The 19,380-nt window shown below is 71.3% G+C and carries 16 protein-coding genes and 1 pseudogene; 6 read left to right on the plus strand and 11 right to left on the minus strand.

From position 1 onward, the window contains the following. The first annotated feature begins 168 nt into the window (after positions 1–168). Complete coding sequence (locus H8R17_RS23295) at positions 169–2,154, plus strand: aconitate hydratase (protein WP_187825151.1); 1,986 nt, start codon at positions 169–171, stop codon at positions 2,152–2,154. A gap of 157 nt (positions 2,155–2,311) precedes the next feature. Then, positions 2,312–3,040, plus strand: a complete 729-nt coding sequence (locus tag H8R17_RS23300) for a maleylpyruvate isomerase family mycothiol-dependent enzyme (RefSeq protein ID WP_187825152.1) — start codon at positions 2,312–2,314, stop codon at positions 3,038–3,040. Positions 3,041–3,113: 73 nt separating this feature from the next. Here the strand turns inward: H8R17_RS23300 and H8R17_RS23305 are convergent, their stop codons facing one another. Then, positions 3,114–3,509, minus strand: a complete 396-nt coding sequence (locus H8R17_RS23305; RefSeq protein ID WP_187825153.1) for a MarR family winged helix-turn-helix transcriptional regulator — start codon at positions 3,507–3,509, stop codon at positions 3,114–3,116. A gap of 86 nt (positions 3,510–3,595) precedes the next feature. On the opposite strand from H8R17_RS23305, the gene H8R17_RS23310 reads away from it, so the two are divergent. Together H8R17_RS23310 and H8R17_RS23315 are read left to right on the plus strand one after the other, a co-directional pair. Then, a complete protein-coding gene (locus tag H8R17_RS23310; RefSeq protein ID WP_187825154.1) occupies positions 3,596–5,080 on the plus strand; it encodes an MFS transporter in 1,485 nt (494 codons plus the stop codon). A 98-nt stretch (positions 5,081–5,178) separates the two neighbouring features. After that, positions 5,179–5,463, plus strand: a complete 285-nt coding sequence (locus H8R17_RS23315; protein WP_187825172.1) for a DUF6332 family protein — start codon at positions 5,179–5,181, stop codon at positions 5,461–5,463. Here H8R17_RS23315 and H8R17_RS23320 read toward each other — a convergent pair. From H8R17_RS23320 to H8R17_RS23330, 3 genes are all read right to left on the minus strand, one after another. Then, entirely contained in the window at positions 5,424–6,089 is a 666-nt protein-coding gene (locus H8R17_RS23320) for a response regulator (protein ID WP_187825155.1), read from the minus strand. The two genes, H8R17_RS23315 and H8R17_RS23320, sit on opposite strands and share 40 nt — an antisense overlap. After that, positions 6,086–7,336 carry a sensor histidine kinase gene (locus H8R17_RS23325; RefSeq protein ID WP_187825156.1) on the minus strand — a complete coding sequence of 417 codons (1,251 nt, stop codon included), beginning with the start codon at positions 7,334–7,336 and terminating at the stop codon, positions 6,086–6,088. The genes H8R17_RS23320 and H8R17_RS23325 overlap by 4 nt, the downstream gene beginning before the upstream one ends. 182 nt (positions 7,337–7,518) lie before the next feature. Further along, positions 7,519–8,244 (minus strand): TetR/AcrR family transcriptional regulator, encoded by a 726-nt coding sequence (locus tag H8R17_RS23330; protein ID WP_187825157.1) that lies wholly within the window; start codon positions 8,242–8,244, stop codon positions 7,519–7,521. A gap of 170 nt (positions 8,245–8,414) precedes the next feature. On the opposite strand from H8R17_RS23330, the gene H8R17_RS23335 reads away from it, so the two are divergent. Beyond that, a complete protein-coding gene (locus tag H8R17_RS23335; RefSeq protein WP_187825158.1) occupies positions 8,415–8,864 on the plus strand; it encodes a nitroreductase family deazaflavin-dependent oxidoreductase in 450 nt (149 codons plus the stop codon). Here H8R17_RS23335 and H8R17_RS23340 read toward each other — a convergent pair. Beyond that, positions 8,854–10,089: a geranylgeranyl reductase family protein gene (locus H8R17_RS23340; RefSeq protein ID WP_187825159.1), complete on the minus strand. Its 1,236-nt coding sequence runs from the start codon at positions 10,087–10,089 to the stop codon at positions 8,854–8,856. The two genes, H8R17_RS23335 and H8R17_RS23340, sit on opposite strands and share 11 nt — an antisense overlap. Positions 10,090–10,222: 133 nt before the next feature. On the opposite strand from H8R17_RS23340, the pseudogene H8R17_RS23345 reads away from it, so the two are divergent. Continuing rightward, positions 10,223–11,577, plus strand: a pseudogene (locus tag H8R17_RS23345) (dipeptidase). A 193-nt stretch (positions 11,578–11,770) separates the two neighbouring features. Here the strand turns inward: H8R17_RS23345 and H8R17_RS23350 are convergent. The 6 genes from H8R17_RS23350 to H8R17_RS23375 form a co-directional block, all read right to left on the minus strand. After that, positions 11,771–12,841 (minus strand): ABC transporter ATP-binding protein, encoded by a 1,071-nt coding sequence (locus tag H8R17_RS23350; protein WP_187825160.1) that lies wholly within the window; start codon positions 12,839–12,841, stop codon positions 11,771–11,773. Then, positions 12,838–13,926, minus strand: coding sequence for an ABC transporter ATP-binding protein (locus H8R17_RS48785; protein WP_187825161.1), 1,089 nt, complete (start codon positions 13,924–13,926; stop codon positions 12,838–12,840). Before H8R17_RS48785 ends, H8R17_RS23350 begins: the two co-directional genes overlap by 4 nt. Then, positions 13,923–14,843: an ABC transporter permease gene (locus H8R17_RS23360; RefSeq protein ID WP_187825162.1), complete on the minus strand. Its 921-nt coding sequence runs from the start codon at positions 14,841–14,843 to the stop codon at positions 13,923–13,925. The genes H8R17_RS48785 and H8R17_RS23360 overlap by 4 nt, the downstream gene beginning before the upstream one ends. Beyond that, entirely contained in the window at positions 14,836–15,822 is a 987-nt protein-coding gene (locus H8R17_RS23365) for an ABC transporter permease (protein WP_187825163.1), read from the minus strand. The genes H8R17_RS23360 and H8R17_RS23365 overlap by 8 nt, the downstream gene beginning before the upstream one ends. 98 nt (positions 15,823–15,920) lie before the next feature. Then, positions 15,921–17,741 carry an ABC transporter family substrate-binding protein gene (locus H8R17_RS23370; RefSeq protein ID WP_187825164.1) on the minus strand — a complete coding sequence of 607 codons (1,821 nt, stop codon included), beginning with the start codon at positions 17,739–17,741 and terminating at the stop codon, positions 15,921–15,923. A 445-nt stretch (positions 17,742–18,186) separates the two neighbouring features. Then, positions 18,187–19,299, minus strand: coding sequence for an ABC transporter ATP-binding protein (locus H8R17_RS23375; protein ID WP_187825165.1), 1,113 nt, complete (start codon positions 19,297–19,299; stop codon positions 18,187–18,189). Positions 19,300–19,380 lie beyond the last annotated feature (81 nt).

Raw genomic sequence — 19,380 nt, forward strand, 5'->3', positions numbered from 1 at the left:
ACACCCTCGGCACAGCCGCACAGCCGCACTGCCCTCCCCTCTCCCCCTCTCCGTTTCCCGCCCCCACCCGCGGGCACCCGGAGCCCGGCACCGCGGTGCGCGGGGGTGCGCTGGGAGGGGTGTCGGGAGTGGCCCGGCAGGTGTGACGGTCTGGGAGGTCGGTGACGGATGGCGGCAGAACCTGGCTCCGGCGGTACGGTGGCGCACCGGCTGATCGAGGAGCACCTGCTGGAGGGCCGCATGGTCCCGGGCGAGGAGATCGGGCTGCGCGTCGACCAGACCCTCACCCAGGACGCCACCGGCACGCTGGTGATGCAGGAGCTGGAGGCGCTCGGCCTGGACCGGGTGCGCACCGGCGTGAGCGTGCAGTACGTCGACCACAACCTGCTCCAGGCGGACGAGCGCAACGCCGAGGACCACGCCTTCCTGCGCTCGGCCGCCCGCCGCTACGGCGTCTGGTACTCCAAGCCCGGCAACGGCGTCTCGCACCCCACCCACATGCAGCGCTTCGGCGCGCCCGGCCGGAGCCTGGCCGGTTCCGACTCGCACACCTGCGCCGCGGGATCGCTGGGCATGCTGGCCGTCGGGGTGGGCGGCCTGGAGGTGGCGCTGGCCATGGCCGGGCAGCCGCTGTACCTGCGGATGCCGCGGATCTGGGGCATCCGGCTGGCCGGCGCGCTGCCGGAGTGGGTGAGCGCCAAGGACGTGATCCTGGAGCTGCTGCGCCGGCACGGCGTCAAGGGCGGGGTGGGCCGTGTCCTCGAGTACCACGGCCCGGGGCTGGAGCGGCTGACGGCGATGGACCGGCACGTCATCGCGAACATGGGGGCCGAGCTGGGCGCCACCACGAGCGTCTTCCCGGCCGACGACGCCGTACGCGACTTCCTGCGCACGCAGGGACGCGAGGACGACTTCACCGAGATCCTCCCGGAGTCCGATGCGCGCTACGACCTGGAGGACGAGGTCGACCTCTCGTCCCTCCAGCCGCTGATCGCCCGCCCCACGTCTCCGGGCAATGTCGTCCCCGTGCGTGAGGCGGCGGGCGAGCCGATCGGACAGGCGGTGATCGGGTCCTCGGCCAACCCCGGACTGCGGGACTTCGCGATCGCGGCCGCCATGGTGCGCGGCCGGCAGACCGCGCCCGGCGTCAGCTTCGACGTGAACCCGACCTCGCGGGAGATCCTGCAGGACCTCACCCGCACCGGCGCCACGCTGGACCTGCTGGCGGCCGGCGCCCGGCTGCACCAGTCGGGCTGCCTGGGCTGCATCGGCATGGGCCAGGCACCGGCCGCCGGGCGCAACTCCCTGCGCACCTTCCCGCGCAACTTCCCCGGCCGCTCCGGCACCGAGGACGACGCGGTCTGGCTGTGCTCCCCGGAGACGGCGACCGCCTCGGCGCTGACCGGCGCCGTCACCGACCCGCGCGACTGGGCCGCCGAGCACCAGGTGCCGTATCCGAAGCTGACCCTGCCGGAGCGGGCGACCGTCAACACCGCGATGCTGGAGCCCCCGCCGCCGCCCGAGGAGGCCGCCGCAGTGGAGCTGGAGCGCGGGCCCAACATCTCCGCCCTGCCCGGCCTGGACCCACTGCCGGACACCCTGGACGCGCCGGTGCTGTTCAAGGCGGGCGACCACGTGTCCACCGACGAGATCTCTCCCGCCGGGGCGAGGGCGCTGCCGTACCGCTCCAACATCCCCAAGCTCGCCGAGTTCACCCTCACCCGGCTCGACCCGGACTACCCGCGGCGCGCCGCGGAACTGCGCGACCGCGGCGGGCACGTGATCGTCGCCGGGGAGAACTGGGGACAGGGCTCCTCCCGCGAGCACGCCGCGGTCACCCTGCGCCACCTGGGGCTGCGGGCCGTCTTCGCCCAGTCCTACGCCCGCATCCACTGGCAGAACCTCGCCAACTTCGGCGTCCTCGCCCTGGAGTTCGACGACCCCGACGACCACGCGCGCATCCAGCCCGGCGACCGGCTCCGCCTGGAGGACCTGCACGCCGCGCTCGCCCCCGGCGCGCCGCCGGCCCTGGTCGTCCGCAACACCACCCGCTCCGAGCAGTACCGCCTGCACCACCGCCTCTCCGACCGCCAGCGCCGCGCGGTCCTGGCAGGCGGCACGATCCCCGCCCTCGCCACCGGGGCCGCACGGTAGGCGACGGCGGGCCCCGGGACACCCCTGGGCCGTGGAAGGCTCCGGCAACCAGGACAGCGGAAGCCCCGGCAGCCCAGGCCCTGGCCTACCGCGGACAGCGCGGGCCCCCGCGGAAACGCCTTGCCCTGGAGTCCGCTCCATACGGCAGACTCGCCTCATGCAGACCGCCGGATACCTGGAAGTCCTGGACAGCGAGGGCCAGCTGCTGTCGTCGGCCGCCGAGCGGGCCGGTACGGACGCCAGGGTGCCCACGTGCCCCGGCTGGCAGGTGCGCGACCTGCTGCGGCACACCGGCCAGGTGCACCACTGGGCCGCGGCGTTCGTCACCGACCGCCACCCCGAGCGCCGCCCGCTGGGCGAACCGCCGGACCTCGACGGCGCGGAGCTCGTCGCCTGGTACCGCGACAGCCACCGCCGGCTCGTCGACACCCTGACCGCCGCGCCGCCGGATTTGGAGTGCTTCGCCTTCCTGCCGGCGCCCTCCCCGCTCGCCTTCTGGACCCGGCGGCAGGCCCACGAGACGGCCGTGCACCGCTTCGACGCCGAGTCGGCGCTCGGCGGCACCCCGTCCCCGATCGCCCCGGACTTCGCCGCGGACGGCATCGACGAACTGCTGCGCGGCTTCCACACCCGCCCCAGGAGCCGGGTCCGCACCGACACGCCCCGCGTCCTGCGGGTACGCGCGACGGACGCGGACGCGGTGTGGACCGTGCGGCTGTCATCGGAGCCGCCCGCGGCCACGCGGGGCGAGGACGAGGACGCCGAGTGCGAACTGGCCGGTCCCGCCGACCAGTTGTACCTGGCGCTGTGGAACCGCGCGCCGGTGCCGGGCGTGACGGGCGACCGCACGCTCGCCGAACTGTGGCGAGAGACGTCAGCCATCTGAGATCAGGGAGCGACAGACCGGAGAGCGAGAGACCAGAGCGCCACAGACCAGCACGCGGCAGCCCGAAGCGCGGTCAGCCGCCCGCGAGCATCCGGCGCAGCACCGCCCGCTGCACGGGCAGCATCTCACCGTGCAGCGCGCGCCCCTTGCCCGTGAGCGCCACCCGGACGCCCCGCCGGTCCTTCGAGCACATGGCGCGCTCGACGAGCCCGCACTTCTCCAGCCGGGCGATCAGCCGGGACAGCGCGCTCTGGCTGAGGTGGACGCGCTCGGAGATCTCCTGGACGCGGTAGGCGCAGGTCCCGTCCGGCGCCCGGCTTCCGGCCAGTACGTCGAGCACCTCGAAGTCGCTGGCGCACAGACCGTGCTCGTGCAGGACACGGTCGAGCTCACACTGGGTGCGCGCGTGCAGCGCCAGCAGGTCCCGCCACTGATCCACGAGCGCCTGTTCGGCCTTCGTCGCCGCCATGCGCGGCACCGTAGCAGAGAAACGCCATCGTTGCACCGGAATTAAATGCATTTGCATTCCATGCATGCACATGTAATCTCTCCCGCATGACCTCTCCGCTCACCACCCCCGCGACCGCGCCCTCGGCGGTCCGCTGGACCCCCCGGCTGTGGGGCACCCTGCTGGTGCTCTGCGCCGCGATGTTCCTGGACGCGCTGGACGTGTCGATGGTCGGTGTGGCGCTGCCGTCCATCGGCGCCGACCTCGGCCTGTCCACCTCGACGCTGCAATGGATCGTCAGCGGCTACATCCTGGGCTACGGCGGTCTGCTGTTGCTCGGCGGACGCACCGCGGACCTGCTGGGCCGGCGCCAGGTCTTCCTGGTCGCGCTCGGTGTCTTCGCGCTCGCCTCGCTGCTGGGCGGCCTCGTCGACTCCGGACCGCTGCTGATCGCCAGCCGCTTCATCAAGGGCCTGAGCGCGGCGTTCACGGCGCCGGCCGGCCTGTCCATCATCACCACGACGTTTCCCGAGGGCCCGCTGCGCAACCGCGCACTGTCGATCTACACCACCTGCGCGGCCACCGGGTTCTCCATGGGCCTGGTGCTGTCCGGTCTGCTCACCGAGGCCAGCTGGCGGCTGACCATGCTGCTGCCCGCGCCCATCGCCCTGATCGCGCTGCTGGCGGGCTGGAAGCTGCTGCCGCGCACCGCGCGCGAGAAGGACCACGACGGCTACGACATCCCCGGCGCGCTCGTCGGCACGGCATCGATGCTGCTGCTGGTCTTCACCGTCGTCCAGGCGCCGGAGGCAGGCTGGGGTTCGGCCCGTACGCTGCTGTCCTTCCTGGCGGTCGCCGCGCTCCTGACGGTCTTCGTGCTCATCGAGCGGCGCTCGCCCGGCCCCCTGGTCCGGCTCGGTGTGCTGCGCTCCGGCACCCAGGTGCGCGCCCAGCTCGGCGCGATGTTCTTCTTCGGGTCGTACATCGGCTTCCAGTTCCTCGCCACGCTCTATATGCAGTCGCTGCTCGGCTGGTCGGCGATGGAGACCGCGCTCGCCTTCCTGCCCGCGGGCGCGCTGGTCGCGCTCTCCGCGACGAAGATGGGTGCGATCGTCGACCGGTTCGGCACCCAGCGGCTGATCCCGCTGGGCTTCGGGCTGATGGTCGTCGGGTACGCGCTGTTCCTGCGCGTCGACCTCGCCCCGGTCTACGCGGCGGTCGTCCTGCCGTCGATGCTGCTGATCGGCGCGGCGTGCGCGCTGGTCTTCCCGTCGCTCAACATCCAGGCCACCAACGGCGTCGAGGACCGCGAGCAGGGCATGGTCTCCGGTCTGCTCAACACCTCGGTCCAGGTCGGCGGCGCGATCTTCCTGGCCGTCGTGACGGCGGTGGTGACCGCGCACGCCCCCGAGAACGCCACCCCGCAGGCCGTCCTCGACAGCTACCGGCCCGGACTCGTGGTGGTGACCGGCATCGCTGTCGCCGGGCTGCTGATCACGGTCACGGGACTGCGCAGGCGGCGCCCGCAGCAGTCCGTCGTGGTCGCCAAGTCCACCTCCCGGGAGGCGGAGCGCGTGTCCGTGCGCGACTAGTGGGGACGCCCCCTCACGCGTGCGCCCGGCGAGGCCTGTTGCTGCGCCGGGCGCACGCCTGTGAGACTCGGGGAATGGAGAACCACGGGGGACGGGGCATGGAGAACCACGGGGGACGGCGCACCCAGGCCGAACGGGACGCGCTCACCGTCGAGATCGGGTACGCGTTGTGCAGCGCGGCCTTCCTGGCGGCGGTCGTCTTCGGGGCCGTGGCGGGGCCCGCTTTCGCCTTCGACCTCTCGGACGGCGCGCGGAGCACGCTCGTCGGCGCGGGCGCGACCGTGGCCGCCGTGCCCTTCTTCGCCCGCGTCGTGAGCGTGCTGTTCCGCTTCCGGGAGTCCGCTCAGCCCAGCCAGCCCGGCCGCACCAGCCCGGACTCGTAGGCCAGCACGACGAGTTGGGCACGGTCGCGGGCGCCCAGCTTCACCATCGTGCGGCTGACGTGGGTCTTGGCGGTGAGCGGGCTGACGACCAGGCGGCGGGCGATCTCCTCGTTGGACAGCCCGATGCCGGCCAGCGCCATCACCTCCCGCTCGCGCTCGGTGAGGTCGGCGAGGGCGTCGGCCGCGGCGGGCTCCTTGGAGCGGGCCGCGAACTCGGCGATCAGGCGGCGCGTCACGCCCGGCGACAGCAGCGCGTCCCCGGCGACCACCGCCCTTACCGCGCGCAGGAGTTCGTCCGGCTCGGTGTCCTTGACCAGGAAGCCGGAGGCGCCGGAGCGGATCGCCTCGAAGACGTACTCGTCGAGTTCGAAGGTGGTGAGCATGACCACCTTCACGTCCGTCAGCGCCGCGTCGTCGGTGATCCGCCGGGTCGCGCCCAGGCCGTCGAGCAGCGGCATGCGGATATCCATCAGGACGACGTCCGGCCGCAGTTCGCGGATCCGGCGCACCGCCTCCTCACCGTCGGCCGCCTCCCCGGCGACCTCGATGTCCGACTGCGCATCCAGCAGCGCCTTGAACCCGGCCCGCACCAGTGACTGGTCATCGGCCAGCAGTACCCGGATCACCGGTGGTCCTCCTTGACGTCGGCGGATGCCGTGAGCGGCAGGACGGCGAGCACCCGGAAGCCGCCGTCGGGGCGCGGGCCCGCCTCGATGGTGCCACCCAGCGCGGCCGCCCGCTCCCGCATTCCGGCCAGTCCGTTGCCGCTACCGCCCGCGTCGGCGCCGGTCGCGGGCCCGTCGTCGTCGATGCGCAGCCGCAGCGCCCCGCCGTCCCGGCCCAGGCTCACGCGCGCGCGGCGCGAACCGGAGTGCCGTACGACATTGGTGAGGGCCTCCTGGACGATCCGGAACGCGGCGAGATCCGTGCCCGGCGCCAGGCGCGGCGGCTCTCCCTCGACCTCGACCGTGAGGCCCGCGCTCGCCGCCTGTGACACCAGCTCGGGCAGCCCGCCCAGCCCGGGCGCCGGCGCGCGCGGCGCGTCACCGGGTGTGCGCAGCGTGTCGAGCACCTGGCGCACCTCGCCGAGCGCCTCCTTGCTCTTGGCCTTGATGGTGGTGAGCGCCGCGCGCGCCTGCTCGGGGTCGGTGTCGAGGAGCGCGAGGCCGACGCCGGCCTGGACGTTGATGACGGAGATGCTGTGCGCGAGGACGTCGTGCAGTTCGCGGGCGATCCGCAGCCGCTCCTCGTCCGCCCGCCGCCGTGCCGCCTGCGCCCGCTCGGCGCGCTCCCGGACCCACTGCTCGCGCCGGGCCCGGGCCAGCTCCGCCACCGCCGTGATCGCCACGACCCAGGTGACGATCACGAGCTCCTGGTCCCAGGGGGCGGCGGCGTCCCCGGACGGCGGCAGCCACTGGTACAGCCAGTGCGCCACCAGCATGTGTCCGGCCCAGAGCGTCCCCATCGCTGCCCACGCGGCCCTGCGATGCCCGGCGACGATGGCGCTGAAGCAGGCCAGGGCGACGGTGAGGAACACCGGCCCGTACGGGTATCCGGCGCCGAGGTAGAGCATGGCAGCGCCCGCCGTCCCGAACGCGACGGCGACGGGGTACCGCTTCCGCCACAGCAGCAGGACCGCGGCCACCGCCAGCAGCACACGCGCGAAGGGGTCAAGGCCGGCCCGCTCGCCCTGCTGTTCCTGGGCCGCATAGGTCGAGCCGGCCTGCACGAAGAGGGTCATCACGGCGGTGGACAGCCACGGCCACCGGGACCCGCGCGTCTCGTCGGCCTCGTCGGCCCAGCGGTTCCACCACGGGGGCCCGTGCCGCCACCACGTCGGCGGGCCGCCCCCGCGAACACGCTGCTCATCCATGTCCGCCACGCTAGACGCCGTCGGCCCCCGGTGGCGTCACCCGCGCGTGGTGATCACACGTACTCCCGGGGAAGTACGTCCGCCGGAGCCTCGGCCTCCCTGGCCCCCCGCAGCCGGCCGCGGGCGCGGCACCCACCAGCAAGACGACGCCTCCGGAGACGGGCGCGCATCCGGACCCGGCACTAGGAGGGCCGGCTCTGGGCGGCTCGCCCCTTCTGCTGATACACCATGCCGACGCCGTGGGCGAGTTGGGCCACCGCGTGCCGGAAGAACGTCTCACGGTCCGCCACGACCCGGTTGAACTGCCCGAAGAGCTCGAACCCGACCAGCCCGTACAGCTGGGCCCACGCGGCGACGAGCGCGGCGACCACCTCGGGCGGCAGGTCGGGCGCAAGGTCGGCGGCCATCCGCTCGGCCTCGGGGCGCAGTTCGACCGGGAGCGGGGTTTTCGCCACGCCCAGCCCCTGGTACGCGTCGCGCGCGATACCGAAGAGGAGGTGGCCGACGCGTGCGGCCGCCGGGACCGTCGCCTCGGGGGCGCGGTAGCCGGGCACCGGTGAACCGTAGATCAGCGCGTACTCGTGCGGATGCGCCAGCGCCCAGCCGCGCACGGCCTCGCAGACTGTGGTCCAGCGCCGCAGGGGTCCGGCTTCGGAGACGTTGTCGTGGGCGGCTTCCGCCGCCTCGCCCAGGGAGTTGTAGGCGTCGATGATGAGCGCGGTGAGCAGGTCGTCACGGCTGGGGAAGTAGCGGTACAGCGCGGAGGAGGCCATACCGAGCTCACGGGCCACGGCCCGCAGCGACAGCTTGGCGGCGCCTTCTTCGGCGAGCTGTCTGCGGGCCGCGTCCTTGATGGCCGCGGTGACTTCGATCCTGGCCCGTGCACGGGCGCCGTGTGCGGTGCTCATGCGCGGCAGTGTGCCACGAAAACAGAGCAGTGCACACAAAGGAGAGCGCCGCACACAAAAGAGAGCACTGCTCTTGCTTTGGGTCACCGACCTCGGGCAGAGTGTCCTGCAGAGAGCGAGAGCAGTGCTCACAAAAGAGAGCGGCGCTCTCTCCATGTCAGGGGGTTCCCATGTCCACGCACGTCCAGAAGCCCGGCTGGTTCACCGTCAAGGTCCTCAACCGCGCCGTTGCCTGGCTGAACCGCCGTGGCATCAGCGTCTGGGGCTCCCGTGTCCTCGCGGGCCGCGGCCGCAAGAGCGGCCAGTGGCGGACCACCCCCGTCAACCTCATGACCATGGACGGTCAGCACTACCTGGTCGCCCCGCGTGGTCACGTCCAGTGGACGCACAACATGCGCGCGGCGGGCGGCGGCGAGCTGCACCTCGGCAAGCGTGTGGACGTGTTCACCGCGACCGAGGTGGCCGACGACGACAAGGTCCCGCTCCTGCGCGCCTACCTCAAGCGCTGGAAGGCCGAGGTCGGGGTGTTCTTCAACGGTGTCGGCCCGGACTCCCCGGACGCGGAACTGCGCCGTGTCGCCCCCGACCACCCGGTGTTCCGGATCACCGTCAGGAGCTGACCTCGCCGCCCGCCGCCGGACGTCGGTCCAGGGCGGTCAGGGCGCGCTGGGCCATCGGATGGGTGCGGACGATCTCGGCCAGCGAGGTGGAGCCCTGCGTGATGTCCCGGAACGCCTTCCACGCGGGCCGGAAGCCCGTGAGGGCGCCGTGGAACAGGCCGGGGCGGCGTTCGAACACGGTCAGCAGCCGCCTGCCGACGCTCATCTCGATGCCGAGCCCGGCCTTGACGGCGAACGCGTAGTTCATCGCCTGCCGGCGCGTGTCCACCGCGTCGTGCGCCTCGGCGACCCGCACCGCCCACTCCCCCGCGAGCCGCCCCGACCGCAGCGCGAACGAGATGCCCTCGCGCGTCCACGGCTCCAGCAGCCCCGCCGCGTCCCCGCACACCAGCACCCGCCCGCGCGACAGCGGCGAGTCGTCGGCGCGGCAGCGGGTCAGATGCCCGGAGGAGATGCTCGGCTCGAAGCCGGCGAGGCCGAGACGCCCGACGAACTCCTCCAAGTACCGCTTGGTCGCGGCGCCTTCGCCCCGGGCCGAGATCACCCCGACCGTCAGCGTGTCGCCCTTGGGGAACACCCAGCCGTAACTGCCCGGCATCGGCCCCCAGTCGATGAGCACCCGCCCCTTCCAGTCCTCGGCGACCGTCTCCGGCACCGGGATCTCCGCCTCCAGGCCGAGATCCACCTGGTCGAGCTTCACGCCGACGTGCGCTCCTATCCGGCTGGCGCTGCCGTCGGCGCCGACCACGGCCCGCGCGAGCAGGATCTCGCCGCCCTGCAGGAACACGGCGACCGTGCGCCGGTCCGGGACCGCCGACCCGTGCTGCTCGACCCGCTGGACGGTGACGCCCGTGCGCAGCTCGGCGCCCGCCTTCTGGGCGTGCTCGACCAACTGCTGGTCGAACTCGGGCCGGTTGATCAGCCCGAACAGCATCTGCTTGGAGCGGCGGGTGCGGGTGAAGCGGCCGTTGTTGGAGAACGTCACCGCGTGCACCCGGTCCTTGAACGGCAGTTCGAAGCCGGGCGGCAGCGCGTCGCGCGAGGGGCCGATGATGCCGCCGCCGCACGTCTTGTAGCGGGGCAGCTCCGCCTTCTCCAGCAGGAGCACGCGTCGCCCCGCGACCGCCGCCGCGTAGGCGGCCGAGGCCCCCGCGGGTCCCGCACCCACCACGACGACGTCCCACACCTGCCGCACGTCGTCCGCCGAAGAGTTCTCGCCGCTCACGATGGTCTACTGCTCCCGATCAAGCCGCCTGCCGCACCTGTCTCCCGCATCCTACGGCGGCGATCGCCGAGGGCCGCTGTGGGAGGATCTCCGTACCCACAGGTACAACGTCGCACCTACAAGGAGCGTGCCCATGTCGTCGAATCCGGTCGCCGCGACCGTCGCCTCTCTCATGCCCGGGGCGAAGGCGGAGCTCACCGAACTGGTGGCCTTCAAGTCGGTGGCGGACTTCGACCAGTTCCCCCGCAGCGAGAGCGAGGGCGCGGCCCGCTGGGTCGCCGACGCGCTGCGCGCCGAGGGCTTCGCAGACGTGGCCCTGCTGGACACCCCGGACGGCACGCAGTCGGTGTACGGCCACCTGCCCGGCCCCGAGGGCGCCAAGACGGTCCTCCTCTACGCCCACTACGACGTGCAGCCGCCGCTCGACGAGGCCGCCTGGACGACCCCGCCGTTCGAGCTGACCGAGCGCGACGGCCGCTGGTACGGGCGCGGGGCCGCCGACTGCAAGGGCGGCGTGATCATGCACCTGCTGGCGCTGCGGGCACTGAAGGCCAACGGCGGCATACCCGTGCACGTCAAGATCATCGCCGAGGGCTCGGAGGAGCAGGGCACGGGCGGCCTGGAGCGGTACGCCGAGGAGCACCCGGAGCTGCTGGAGGCCGACACCATCGTGATCGGCGATGCGGGCAACTTCCGGGTGGGCCTGCCGACGGTCACCTCCACCCTGCGGGGCATGACGCTCGTACGCGTCCGGGTCGACACGCTCGAAGGCAACCTGCACTCGGGTTCGTTCGGCGGGGCCGCGCCCGACGCGCTGGCCGCCCTGATCCGCGTACTGGACTCGCTGCGCGCCAAGGACGGCTCGACGACCGTCGACGGGCTGGCCGGGGACACCGCGTGGGACGGCCTGCAGTACGACGAGGAGCAGTTCCGCAAGGACGCCAGGGTCCTCGACGGCGTCGGGCTGATCGGCTCCGGCACGGTCGCCGACCGCATCTGGGCGCGCCCGGCGGTCACGGTGCTCGGCATCGACTGCCCGCCGTCGTCGGCGCCACCCCGTCCGTGCACGCGAGCGCCCGCGCCCTGATCAGCCTGCGGGTGCCGCCGGGCGTGGATGCGGCCGAGGCGACCAAGCTGCTCCAGGCGCACCTGGAGGCGCACACGCCGTGGGGCGCGCGGGTGAGCACCGAGCAGACCGGTCAGGGCCAGGCCTTCCGCGCCGACACCACCAGCCCGGCGTACCGGGCGATGGCCGACGCGATGGCGGTCGCCTACCCGGGCCAGGAGATGAGTTACGCCGGCCAGGGCGGCTCCATCCCGCTGTGCAACACGCTCGCGTCGCTGTACCCGCGCGCGGAGATCCTCCTCATCGGCCTGAGCGAGCCGGAGGCCCGGATCCACGCGGTGAACGAGAGCGTGTCCCCCGAGGAACTGGAACGCCTGTCGGTGACGGAGGCCCTGTTCCTGCGCAACTACGCGGCGGGCTGAACGCTCTGCCCTCAGCTGAGGGCCCCGCCTGCGGGCGGGGGTCCTTGTGCGGTCCTCCCATGAACGTCATCGGGCTCGGGAGCGCCCCCTTCACGTGGAGGCGGCCATGCTGCTGCCCCAGCGTCGCGCTCAATCTTCCGCGGACGGCCTGGCTGTTCACGGGAGACGCCGTCGCCGGTGGACGGCAGCCTCTCTACAACAGCTGCACGCTCTCCGCGTAGTGGCAGGCGACCGGGTTGCCGCCGCCCCGGTCGACCAGTGCGGGCACCTCCTCGATGCAGGCGGTGCGTTCGCTCTCGGTCAGCTGGTCGGCGAACTTGGGGCAGCGGGTGCGGAAGCGGCAGCCGCTCGGCGGGCGGACCGGGCTCGGGACCTCGCCCTGGACGGTGATCCGCTTCCGGGCGCGTTCCTTGCGGGGGTCGGGCAGCGGGATCGCAGAGACCAGGGCCTGGGTGTACGGGTGGGCCGGGCGGGAGAACAGCTGGTGGGCGGGGGCGATCTCGACCAGGCGGCCCAGGTACATCACGGCCACCCGGTCGGCCACGTGCCGCATCACCGACAGGTCGTGCGCCACGAACAGGTAGGACAGGCCGAGTTCGCTCTGCAGGTCCATCAGCAGGTTGAGGACGCCGGCCTGGATCGACACGTCCAGTGCCGAGACCGGTTCGTCCAGCACGACGACCTTGGGACGCAGGGCCAACGCCCGGGCGATGCCGATGCGCTGTCGCTGGCCGCCGGAGAACTCGTGCGCGTAGCGGTTGCCATGCTCGGGGTTGAGGCCGACGAGCCGCAGCAGCTCACGCACCTCGTCGGCAGCCCCTGACTCGTACCTGCCATGGATGCGCAGGGGTTCGGCGACGATCTCGTGCACTGAGATGCGCGGATCGAGGGAGGCGTACGGGTCCTGGAAGACGATCTGCAGCTCGCGCCGCAGCGGCCGCATCCGGCGCCGGCTCAGCTCGGTGAGCTCCCGGCCCCGGTAGCGGACCTGGCCCGAGGTGGCGGACTCCAGGCCAAGGACGGTGCGGGAGATCGTCGTCTTGCCGGAGCCGGACTCCCCCACCAGGCCCAGGGTCTCGTTCTCGTAGAGGTCGAAGGAAACCCCGCACACGGCGTGCACGTCGCCCACCCGGCGGCGTACGACGCCGCGGGACATGACCGGGAAGTGCTTGACGAGGTCGCGGGCCTGGAGGACCGGCTCGCCGGAACCGCCGTGGCCGGGCAGTGGTGTGAGAGGTGCGGCGACCTGTGCGGGCGCGCTCATGCGGTGTCCTCCTCAGGGGTGGTGACGGATGCCGCGTCGGCGAAGCGGGCCAAGGCCGCGGAGTCCGCGCCGGCCACGTCGAAGACCGCTCCGGTGCCGGCCAGTTCGTCGGCGAAGTGGCAGGCGCTGAGGTGGCCGGCGTCTCCCACCGGGCTCAACGGCGGCTCCGCGCCGTCGCAGTCGTCCCGGCGCAGGGGACAGCGGGGTGCGAAGGGACAGCCCGGGGGCAGGTTCAGCAACGAGGGCGGCGAGCCGGTGATGGGGGTGAGGCGCTCCTCCTCGCGGTCGAGACGGGGCTGGGAGCCGAGCAGGCCGAGGGTGTAGGGCATGCGCGGGGTGTAGAAGATCTCCTCCACGGAGCCGGACTCCACCATCCGTCCCGCGTACATGACAGCCACGCGGTCCGTGTGCCCGGCGACCACGCCGAGGTCGTGGGTGATGAGAACCAGGGCCGCTCCCGTCTCGGCGCGGGCGGTCTGCAGCGCGTCGAGGATCTGCGCCTGCACGGTCACGTCGAGCGCGGTGGTCGGCTCGTCGGCGATGATCACGTCCGGGTCGTTGGCCATGGCGATGGCGATCACGACGCGCTGGCGCATGCCGCCGGACATCTCGTGCGGGTAGACGTCGACACGCCGCTCGGGGCTCGGGATGCCGACCCTGCCGAGCAGGTCGATCGCCCGCTCGCGGGCGGCCCGGGCCTTCAGGTCCGGGTTGTGCCGGAGCAGGGTCTCGGTGATCTGGTGGCCGACGGGGTAGACCGGGTTGAGGGAGGTCATCGGATCCTGGAAGACCATCGCGATCCCCTTGCCGCGTACCTCCGACAGCCGTGCGTCGGACAGGCCGAGCAGCTCCGTCCCCGCGAACCGCACCGAGCCGCTCACCCGCGCGGTGGCGGGCAGCAGCCCCATCACGGCGAGGGCGGTGACGGACTTGCCGGAGCCGGACTCGCCGACGATGCCCAGTGCCTCGCCTCGCCGCAGGCGGTAGCCGACGCCTCGGACGGCCCGTACGAGCCCGTCCTCCGTGGGGAACTCCACGGTGAGGCCGTCGACTTCGAGAACCGTGTCCTTGTCGCTGTCCGTCACTGTCGCACCCTTTGCTGCCGGGGGTCGAACGCGTCGCGCAGGCCGTCGCCGATGAAGTTGACGGTCAGGGCGATGGCGATGATGAAGACACCGGGGATGTAGAAGAGCCACGGCCGGGTGTCGACGGCCGTCTGGGCCTGGGCGACCAGCAGGCCGAGGGAGGTGTCGGGCGGCTGGACGCCGAAGCCGAGGAAGGACAGGGCCGTCTCGGTGAGGATGCCGGTGGCCACCAGGACCGTTGCGTTGACGATGATCGGGCCGAGCGCGTTCGGCAGCAGGTGCCGGAAGATGATCCGCGCGTCCGAGGAGCCCAGCGCCCGCGCGGCCTCCACGAACTCCTTCTCACGCAGCGACAGCACGCTGGAGCGTACGACCCGGGCCACGTACGCCCAGGTCAGTCCCGCGATGACGATGGCGATCGCGTACCAGGAGCCGCCGCTGCGGGACGAGATGACCAGGGCGATGGCCAGCAGCGGCAGCGTCAGCACGAGGTCGGCGATCCGCATCATGACCGCGTCGACGATGCCCCGGTAGTAGCCGGCTATGGCTCCCCAGACCGCGCCGACCACGGTGGAGCCGAGCGCGATCATGATGGCGATCTTCAGCGAGGTCTGGGTGCCGCGCATGACCTGGGCGTAGGCGTCGTACCCGGAGGAGTCCGTGCCGAAGGGATGCTTCAGGGACGGCGGTTGGGAGTTGTCCGGGGTGAACTTGCTGTACGAGTAGTGCCAGAAGTAGGGGCCGAGGAAGGCCCACAGCGTGATCAGCAGGAAGAGGATCAGGCTGATCACGGCCGCCCGGTGGCGCAGGAAACGGCGCAGGACGAGCTGGGTCTGGCTGCGCCGCCGGACCGTGAACTCCTGGTCGGCGCGCGGGGCTCGGGTGGTCGTCGACCCGGGTGCCTTGATGTCAGTCATATCGGATCCTCGGGTCGAGGACGGCGTAGAGGAGATCTGCGAGCAGGTTGAACACGATGACGACGACCGCGGACAGCAGCAGCCACGCCATGAGCCGGTAGACGTCGATGGTCGAGGCGGACTGGACGAGCATCTCGCCCATGCCGTGCCACTGGAAGATCGTCTCGGTGACCACCGCGCCGCCCAGGATGGCCGCGATGTCGAGCGCGGTGACGGTGGTGAGCGGGATGAGGGCGGTCCGCAGGGCGTGCCGTGTGATGACCTTGCCCCGTCGGAGCCCCTTGGCGCGGGCCAGTCGGACGTAGTCGCTGTTCAGCACCTCCAGCATGGAGGCGCGGGTGTAGCGGGTCCAGGAGGCGAAGGAGACCAGGGCGAGGGTGATGGTGGGCAGCACGAGGTGGCCGACGTGGTCGACGAACTCGTTCCACGGGGTGTCGACGTTCAGGTACGGCGACTTCTCGCCGATGGTGCCGAGGAACTGGCTGCCGGTGGCCTCGTTGAACCATATCCCCGCCTGCTTGAGCAGGACGGCGAACCAGAACACCGGCATGGCGAGGAACAGGAAGCCGACGAAGGTGATCGTGTAGTCGGAGGCGGAGTACTGGCGGATCGCGCTGAACGCTCCGAACAGCACGGACAGGAGCAGGGCGAGGACCATGGCCGCGGCGATCAGGGTGACGGTCACGCGGAAGCGGGTGAACAGGTCGTGGCCGATGTTCAGGTTCGCCTGCACGGACGGGCCGAAGTTGCCGTGCAGCACTCCGGTGATCCAGTTCCAGTAGCGCTCCAGCACCGGCTGGTTGGCATGGATGTGCCGGGCGAAAGCGTGGACAGCGGCCTTGCTGGGGGCGGGCTGCCGCGAGGTGGCGAAGTTGGCCACCGGGTCGCCTGCGTTGACGACGACCAGGAACACGATGAACGTGGAGGCGATGAGAACGGGGATGGAGCCGAGGATGCGGCGCACAGTGTAGGCGAGCATGCGGTCTTCTCTCGGGGCCGACGGGTAGGGGTGCAGTCCGTGGGCCGGGGGCCCGGCACCGTGGTCGCGGGGCCGGGCACTCGGGACAGCTGCCGGGGCTACTTCTTCAGGCCCCACTCGGCGGTGTTGTAGGGCGGGCCCACGTTCGTGGCGTTGTCCCGCACGTTCACGAACCGCGACTGCACGGCCAGGAAGGTCGGCTTCTGGTACAGCGGGAGGACGTAGGCGTCGTCCGTCATGATCTTGTCGGCCTGGTTGAGCAGGGCGGCCGCCTTCGCCTGGTCCGTCTCACCGACGGCCTGGTTGATCAGGGAGTCGACCTTCTTGTTGCTGTAGCCGCCGTAGTTGCCGCCGCCCCCGGTGGACCAGATCTGCTGGGCGTTGCTGGTCGGGAAGGGCGAGGCGACCCAGGCGAAGACGATGATGTCGTACTTGTGCTGTGTCAGGACGGTGCCGAGGTCGGCGGCGCCGATCGGCTTGATGGTGACCTTGATGCCGAGGTTCGCCAGGTCGCTCTGCAGGATCTGGCATTCGCTCTGGCGGATCTGGTTGCCGGTCGTGTAGCGGCAGTTGAAGGGTCCGACGGCCTTGCCGTCCGGGGTCTTCAGGGCCTTGCCCACGCCGGTGAACTTGGCGTCGGTCAGGTACTTCTTGGCCTTGGCCAGGTCACCCGATCCCTGTCCGGTCCCGGCGACGTTGTCCTGGTAACCGGCCTGCCCGGGCACGTAGTTGTGGCTGCCGAGCTGCTTCACCTTCGGGTCGAACTGGCCGACCGTCTTGGCCACGATGTCCTTGATGCTGATGGCGGTGAACATCGCCTGGCGCAGCGGCTTGTACTTGCCGAGCACCGGGTTGTGCAGGTTGAGGTCGAAGTGCTCCCAGTCGAGGCCGTTGCCGATGGTGTAGGTGACGTTCGGGATGTTCTTGACCTGCTTGACCAGGTCCACCTCGGGCTGCGGGTAGATGCCCTGGACCTCGTTGTTCTGCAGGGCGATCGGCTCCTGCGTGGCGTCCGTGATCACCTTGAAGATCAGCCGCTTCAGGGTCGGCTTGTGCGCGCCCCACCACTTGGGGTCGGGGACGAAGGTGGCGTGGTCGTTGTCCACCCACTGCTGCATCTTGTACGGGCCCGCCGTCGCGTACTTGGTGGGCGGGGTCTTCTGGAAGTACTGCCAGCCCTTGGTCATCTGGGCGGCCGTCATATGGGCGGCATCGCCGGTCTTGGCGCCGGAAAGCTTCTCGGCGACGTGCGCCGGATACAGCGGATATCCCCCGCCGAACAGCGACTTCCAGTCGGAGTACGGCTTGGACATCACGACGGTGACCGTCTTGCCGCCGTCGGAGCCGGTGACCGACTTGATCCGGTCGTAGCCGGCTGTGCTCTGCGGCAGGCAGCCCTTGGTCTGCGTGCTGTCACTCGCGGGCGGCGGCGGGCAGTCCTTGCCGTCGTTGGTGCGCCAGTAGTAGATGAAGTCGTCAGCGGTGATGGGGGTGCCATCGTTCCACGACGCCTTCGGGTTGATCTTGTAGACGAGGGTCTGCGGGCTGGCCTTGGTCTGCGTCGCCGAGGTGACCAGGTCGGTGTTGAGGGCCACGCCCAGGTCGGGCTGGGGGACGAACACCTGGGGCAGAACGACGCCGAGGGCCTCGGCGTTCTCGAAGGTGTTGCCGTTGGCATCCTGGATGTTCCACTGCTGGATGTTCTTCTCCAGCGTGTAGGTGAACGTGCCGCCGGACTTCCTGGCGCCCGAGTTGCAGGTGTCGGCCTTGCCCTGGGTGGTGCAGGACGCGAGGCCCGCCGAGGTGCTCGTACCGGAGCCGCCGTTGCCCCCGCCGCCGCTGCTGCAGGCGGTGAGGACCAACGTCAGCCCGGCGGCGAGCGTGATGCCCCGCGCTAGGGCAGATGAGTGGGCGCGCATGTCTCTCCTTCGACGGGCGGTGGATCCGGCCTGATGGAGGTGGCCGGCGAACCGCGAAGCACTGGCTGCGAACCGACAGTAGAACGCTCACCCTCCACATCCGGACTTATGTTCATATCAGGACGGAGAAGATTCACCCTGACTTTGTTCTCGGAATCTCCCTCGTCAGGTAAAATCGCAATTGCGACTTCGAAATAGCAAAACTCTCGTAAATCGCGAAAGAAATCAGTCAGTCCTGGGGTCGCATCCCAACCGAGACGCAGATGAGTTACGTCGGCGGAGTTGTCCGGCGACGTCCTCGACGCCGGCGGCGGAGCGCACGTCATCCACGTCCCAGGCACACGTACGGCAGCATCGCCCTCCACCTCCCGTACCACGGGTGCTGTTCACAGGCGACAGGAGCGGCGCGCGATGGCCCGGTACGGGACACCGTGAGTGACCGCTGTCAGGTGGTCTCCCCGTGTGGGGCGAGCGCCGGATCCAGGACGATGTCCTCCTCCCGTGCCTCGACCGTCGGCTCCTCCGGGAAGTGGCAGGCGGTCAGATGGCCCTCCGCGTTCCCCTCGATGCGCACCAGCGGCGGCTCCTGCGCCGCACACTGGTCCTGGGCCTTCCAGCAGCGGGTGCGGAAGCGGCAGCCGGAGGGCGGGTCGATCGGGGAGGGTACGTCCCCGGCGAGGCGGATGCGCTCGCGCCGCTCCGTGGCGTCCGGGTCGGCCTCGGGGACGGCGGACAGCAGTGCGTGCGTGTAGGGGTGCCGGGGCCGGGTGTAGAGCGTCTCCCGGTCGGCCACCTCGACGATCTTCCCGAGGTACATCACCGCGACACGCTCGGAGAAGTGGCGCACGACGGCCAGGTCGTGCGCGATGAACACGAACGCGATGCCGAACTCCCGCTGGAGGTCCTGCAGCAGGTTGACCACTTGCGCCTGGATGGAGACGTCCAGCGCGGAGACCGGTTCGTCGGCCACGATGAGCTTCGGCCGCAGAGCGAGGGCACGGGCGATGCCGATGCGCTGGCGCTGGCCGCCGGAGAACTCGTTCGGGTAGCGGTTGTAGTGCTCCGGGTTGAGGCCCACCGTCTCAAGCAGTTCCTGGGCGCGCTTCTTGTGGCCCTGGGGCGGGCGGTTGATGCCGTTGAGCCGCATCGGGGTCTCGACGATGGTGCCGACCGTGTGCCGGGGATTCAGCGAGGAGTACGGGTCCTGGAAGATCATCTGGAGGCTCCGGCGCGCGTCCCGCATCTTCGCCGCCGCCTTGTGGCTGATGTCCTCGCCGTCGAACACGATGGTGCCGGCCGTGGGTTCCAGCAGCCGGGTGATCAGGCGGCCGGTCGTCGACTTGCCGCAGCCGGACTCGCCGACCAGGCCCAGCGACTGACCGGCCCCGACCGAGAAGTCGATGCCGTCGACGGCGTGCACGGCCCCGATCTGCCGTTGGAAGACGATGCCCTGCCGGATGGGGAAGTGCTTGTGCAGACCGCGAACTTCGAGCAGGTTCTCGCCGGTCGGCGGCTGCTCGGCGGTGGTCTGCCCGGGGATGGGCTGGGTGATGCTCATTAGAGGACCATCCCTTCTGCAGCCCTCACGAGTAGGGTTGTGACCTCTCGGTCCCGGTGGGTGCATGGCCAGTGATGCGAG

Origin of the sequence: Streptomyces sp. TRM68367 (assembly GCF_014495685.1) — a bacterium.
In the GTDB taxonomy this organism is placed as follows: Bacteria; Actinomycetota; Actinomycetes; order Streptomycetales; family Streptomycetaceae; genus Streptomyces.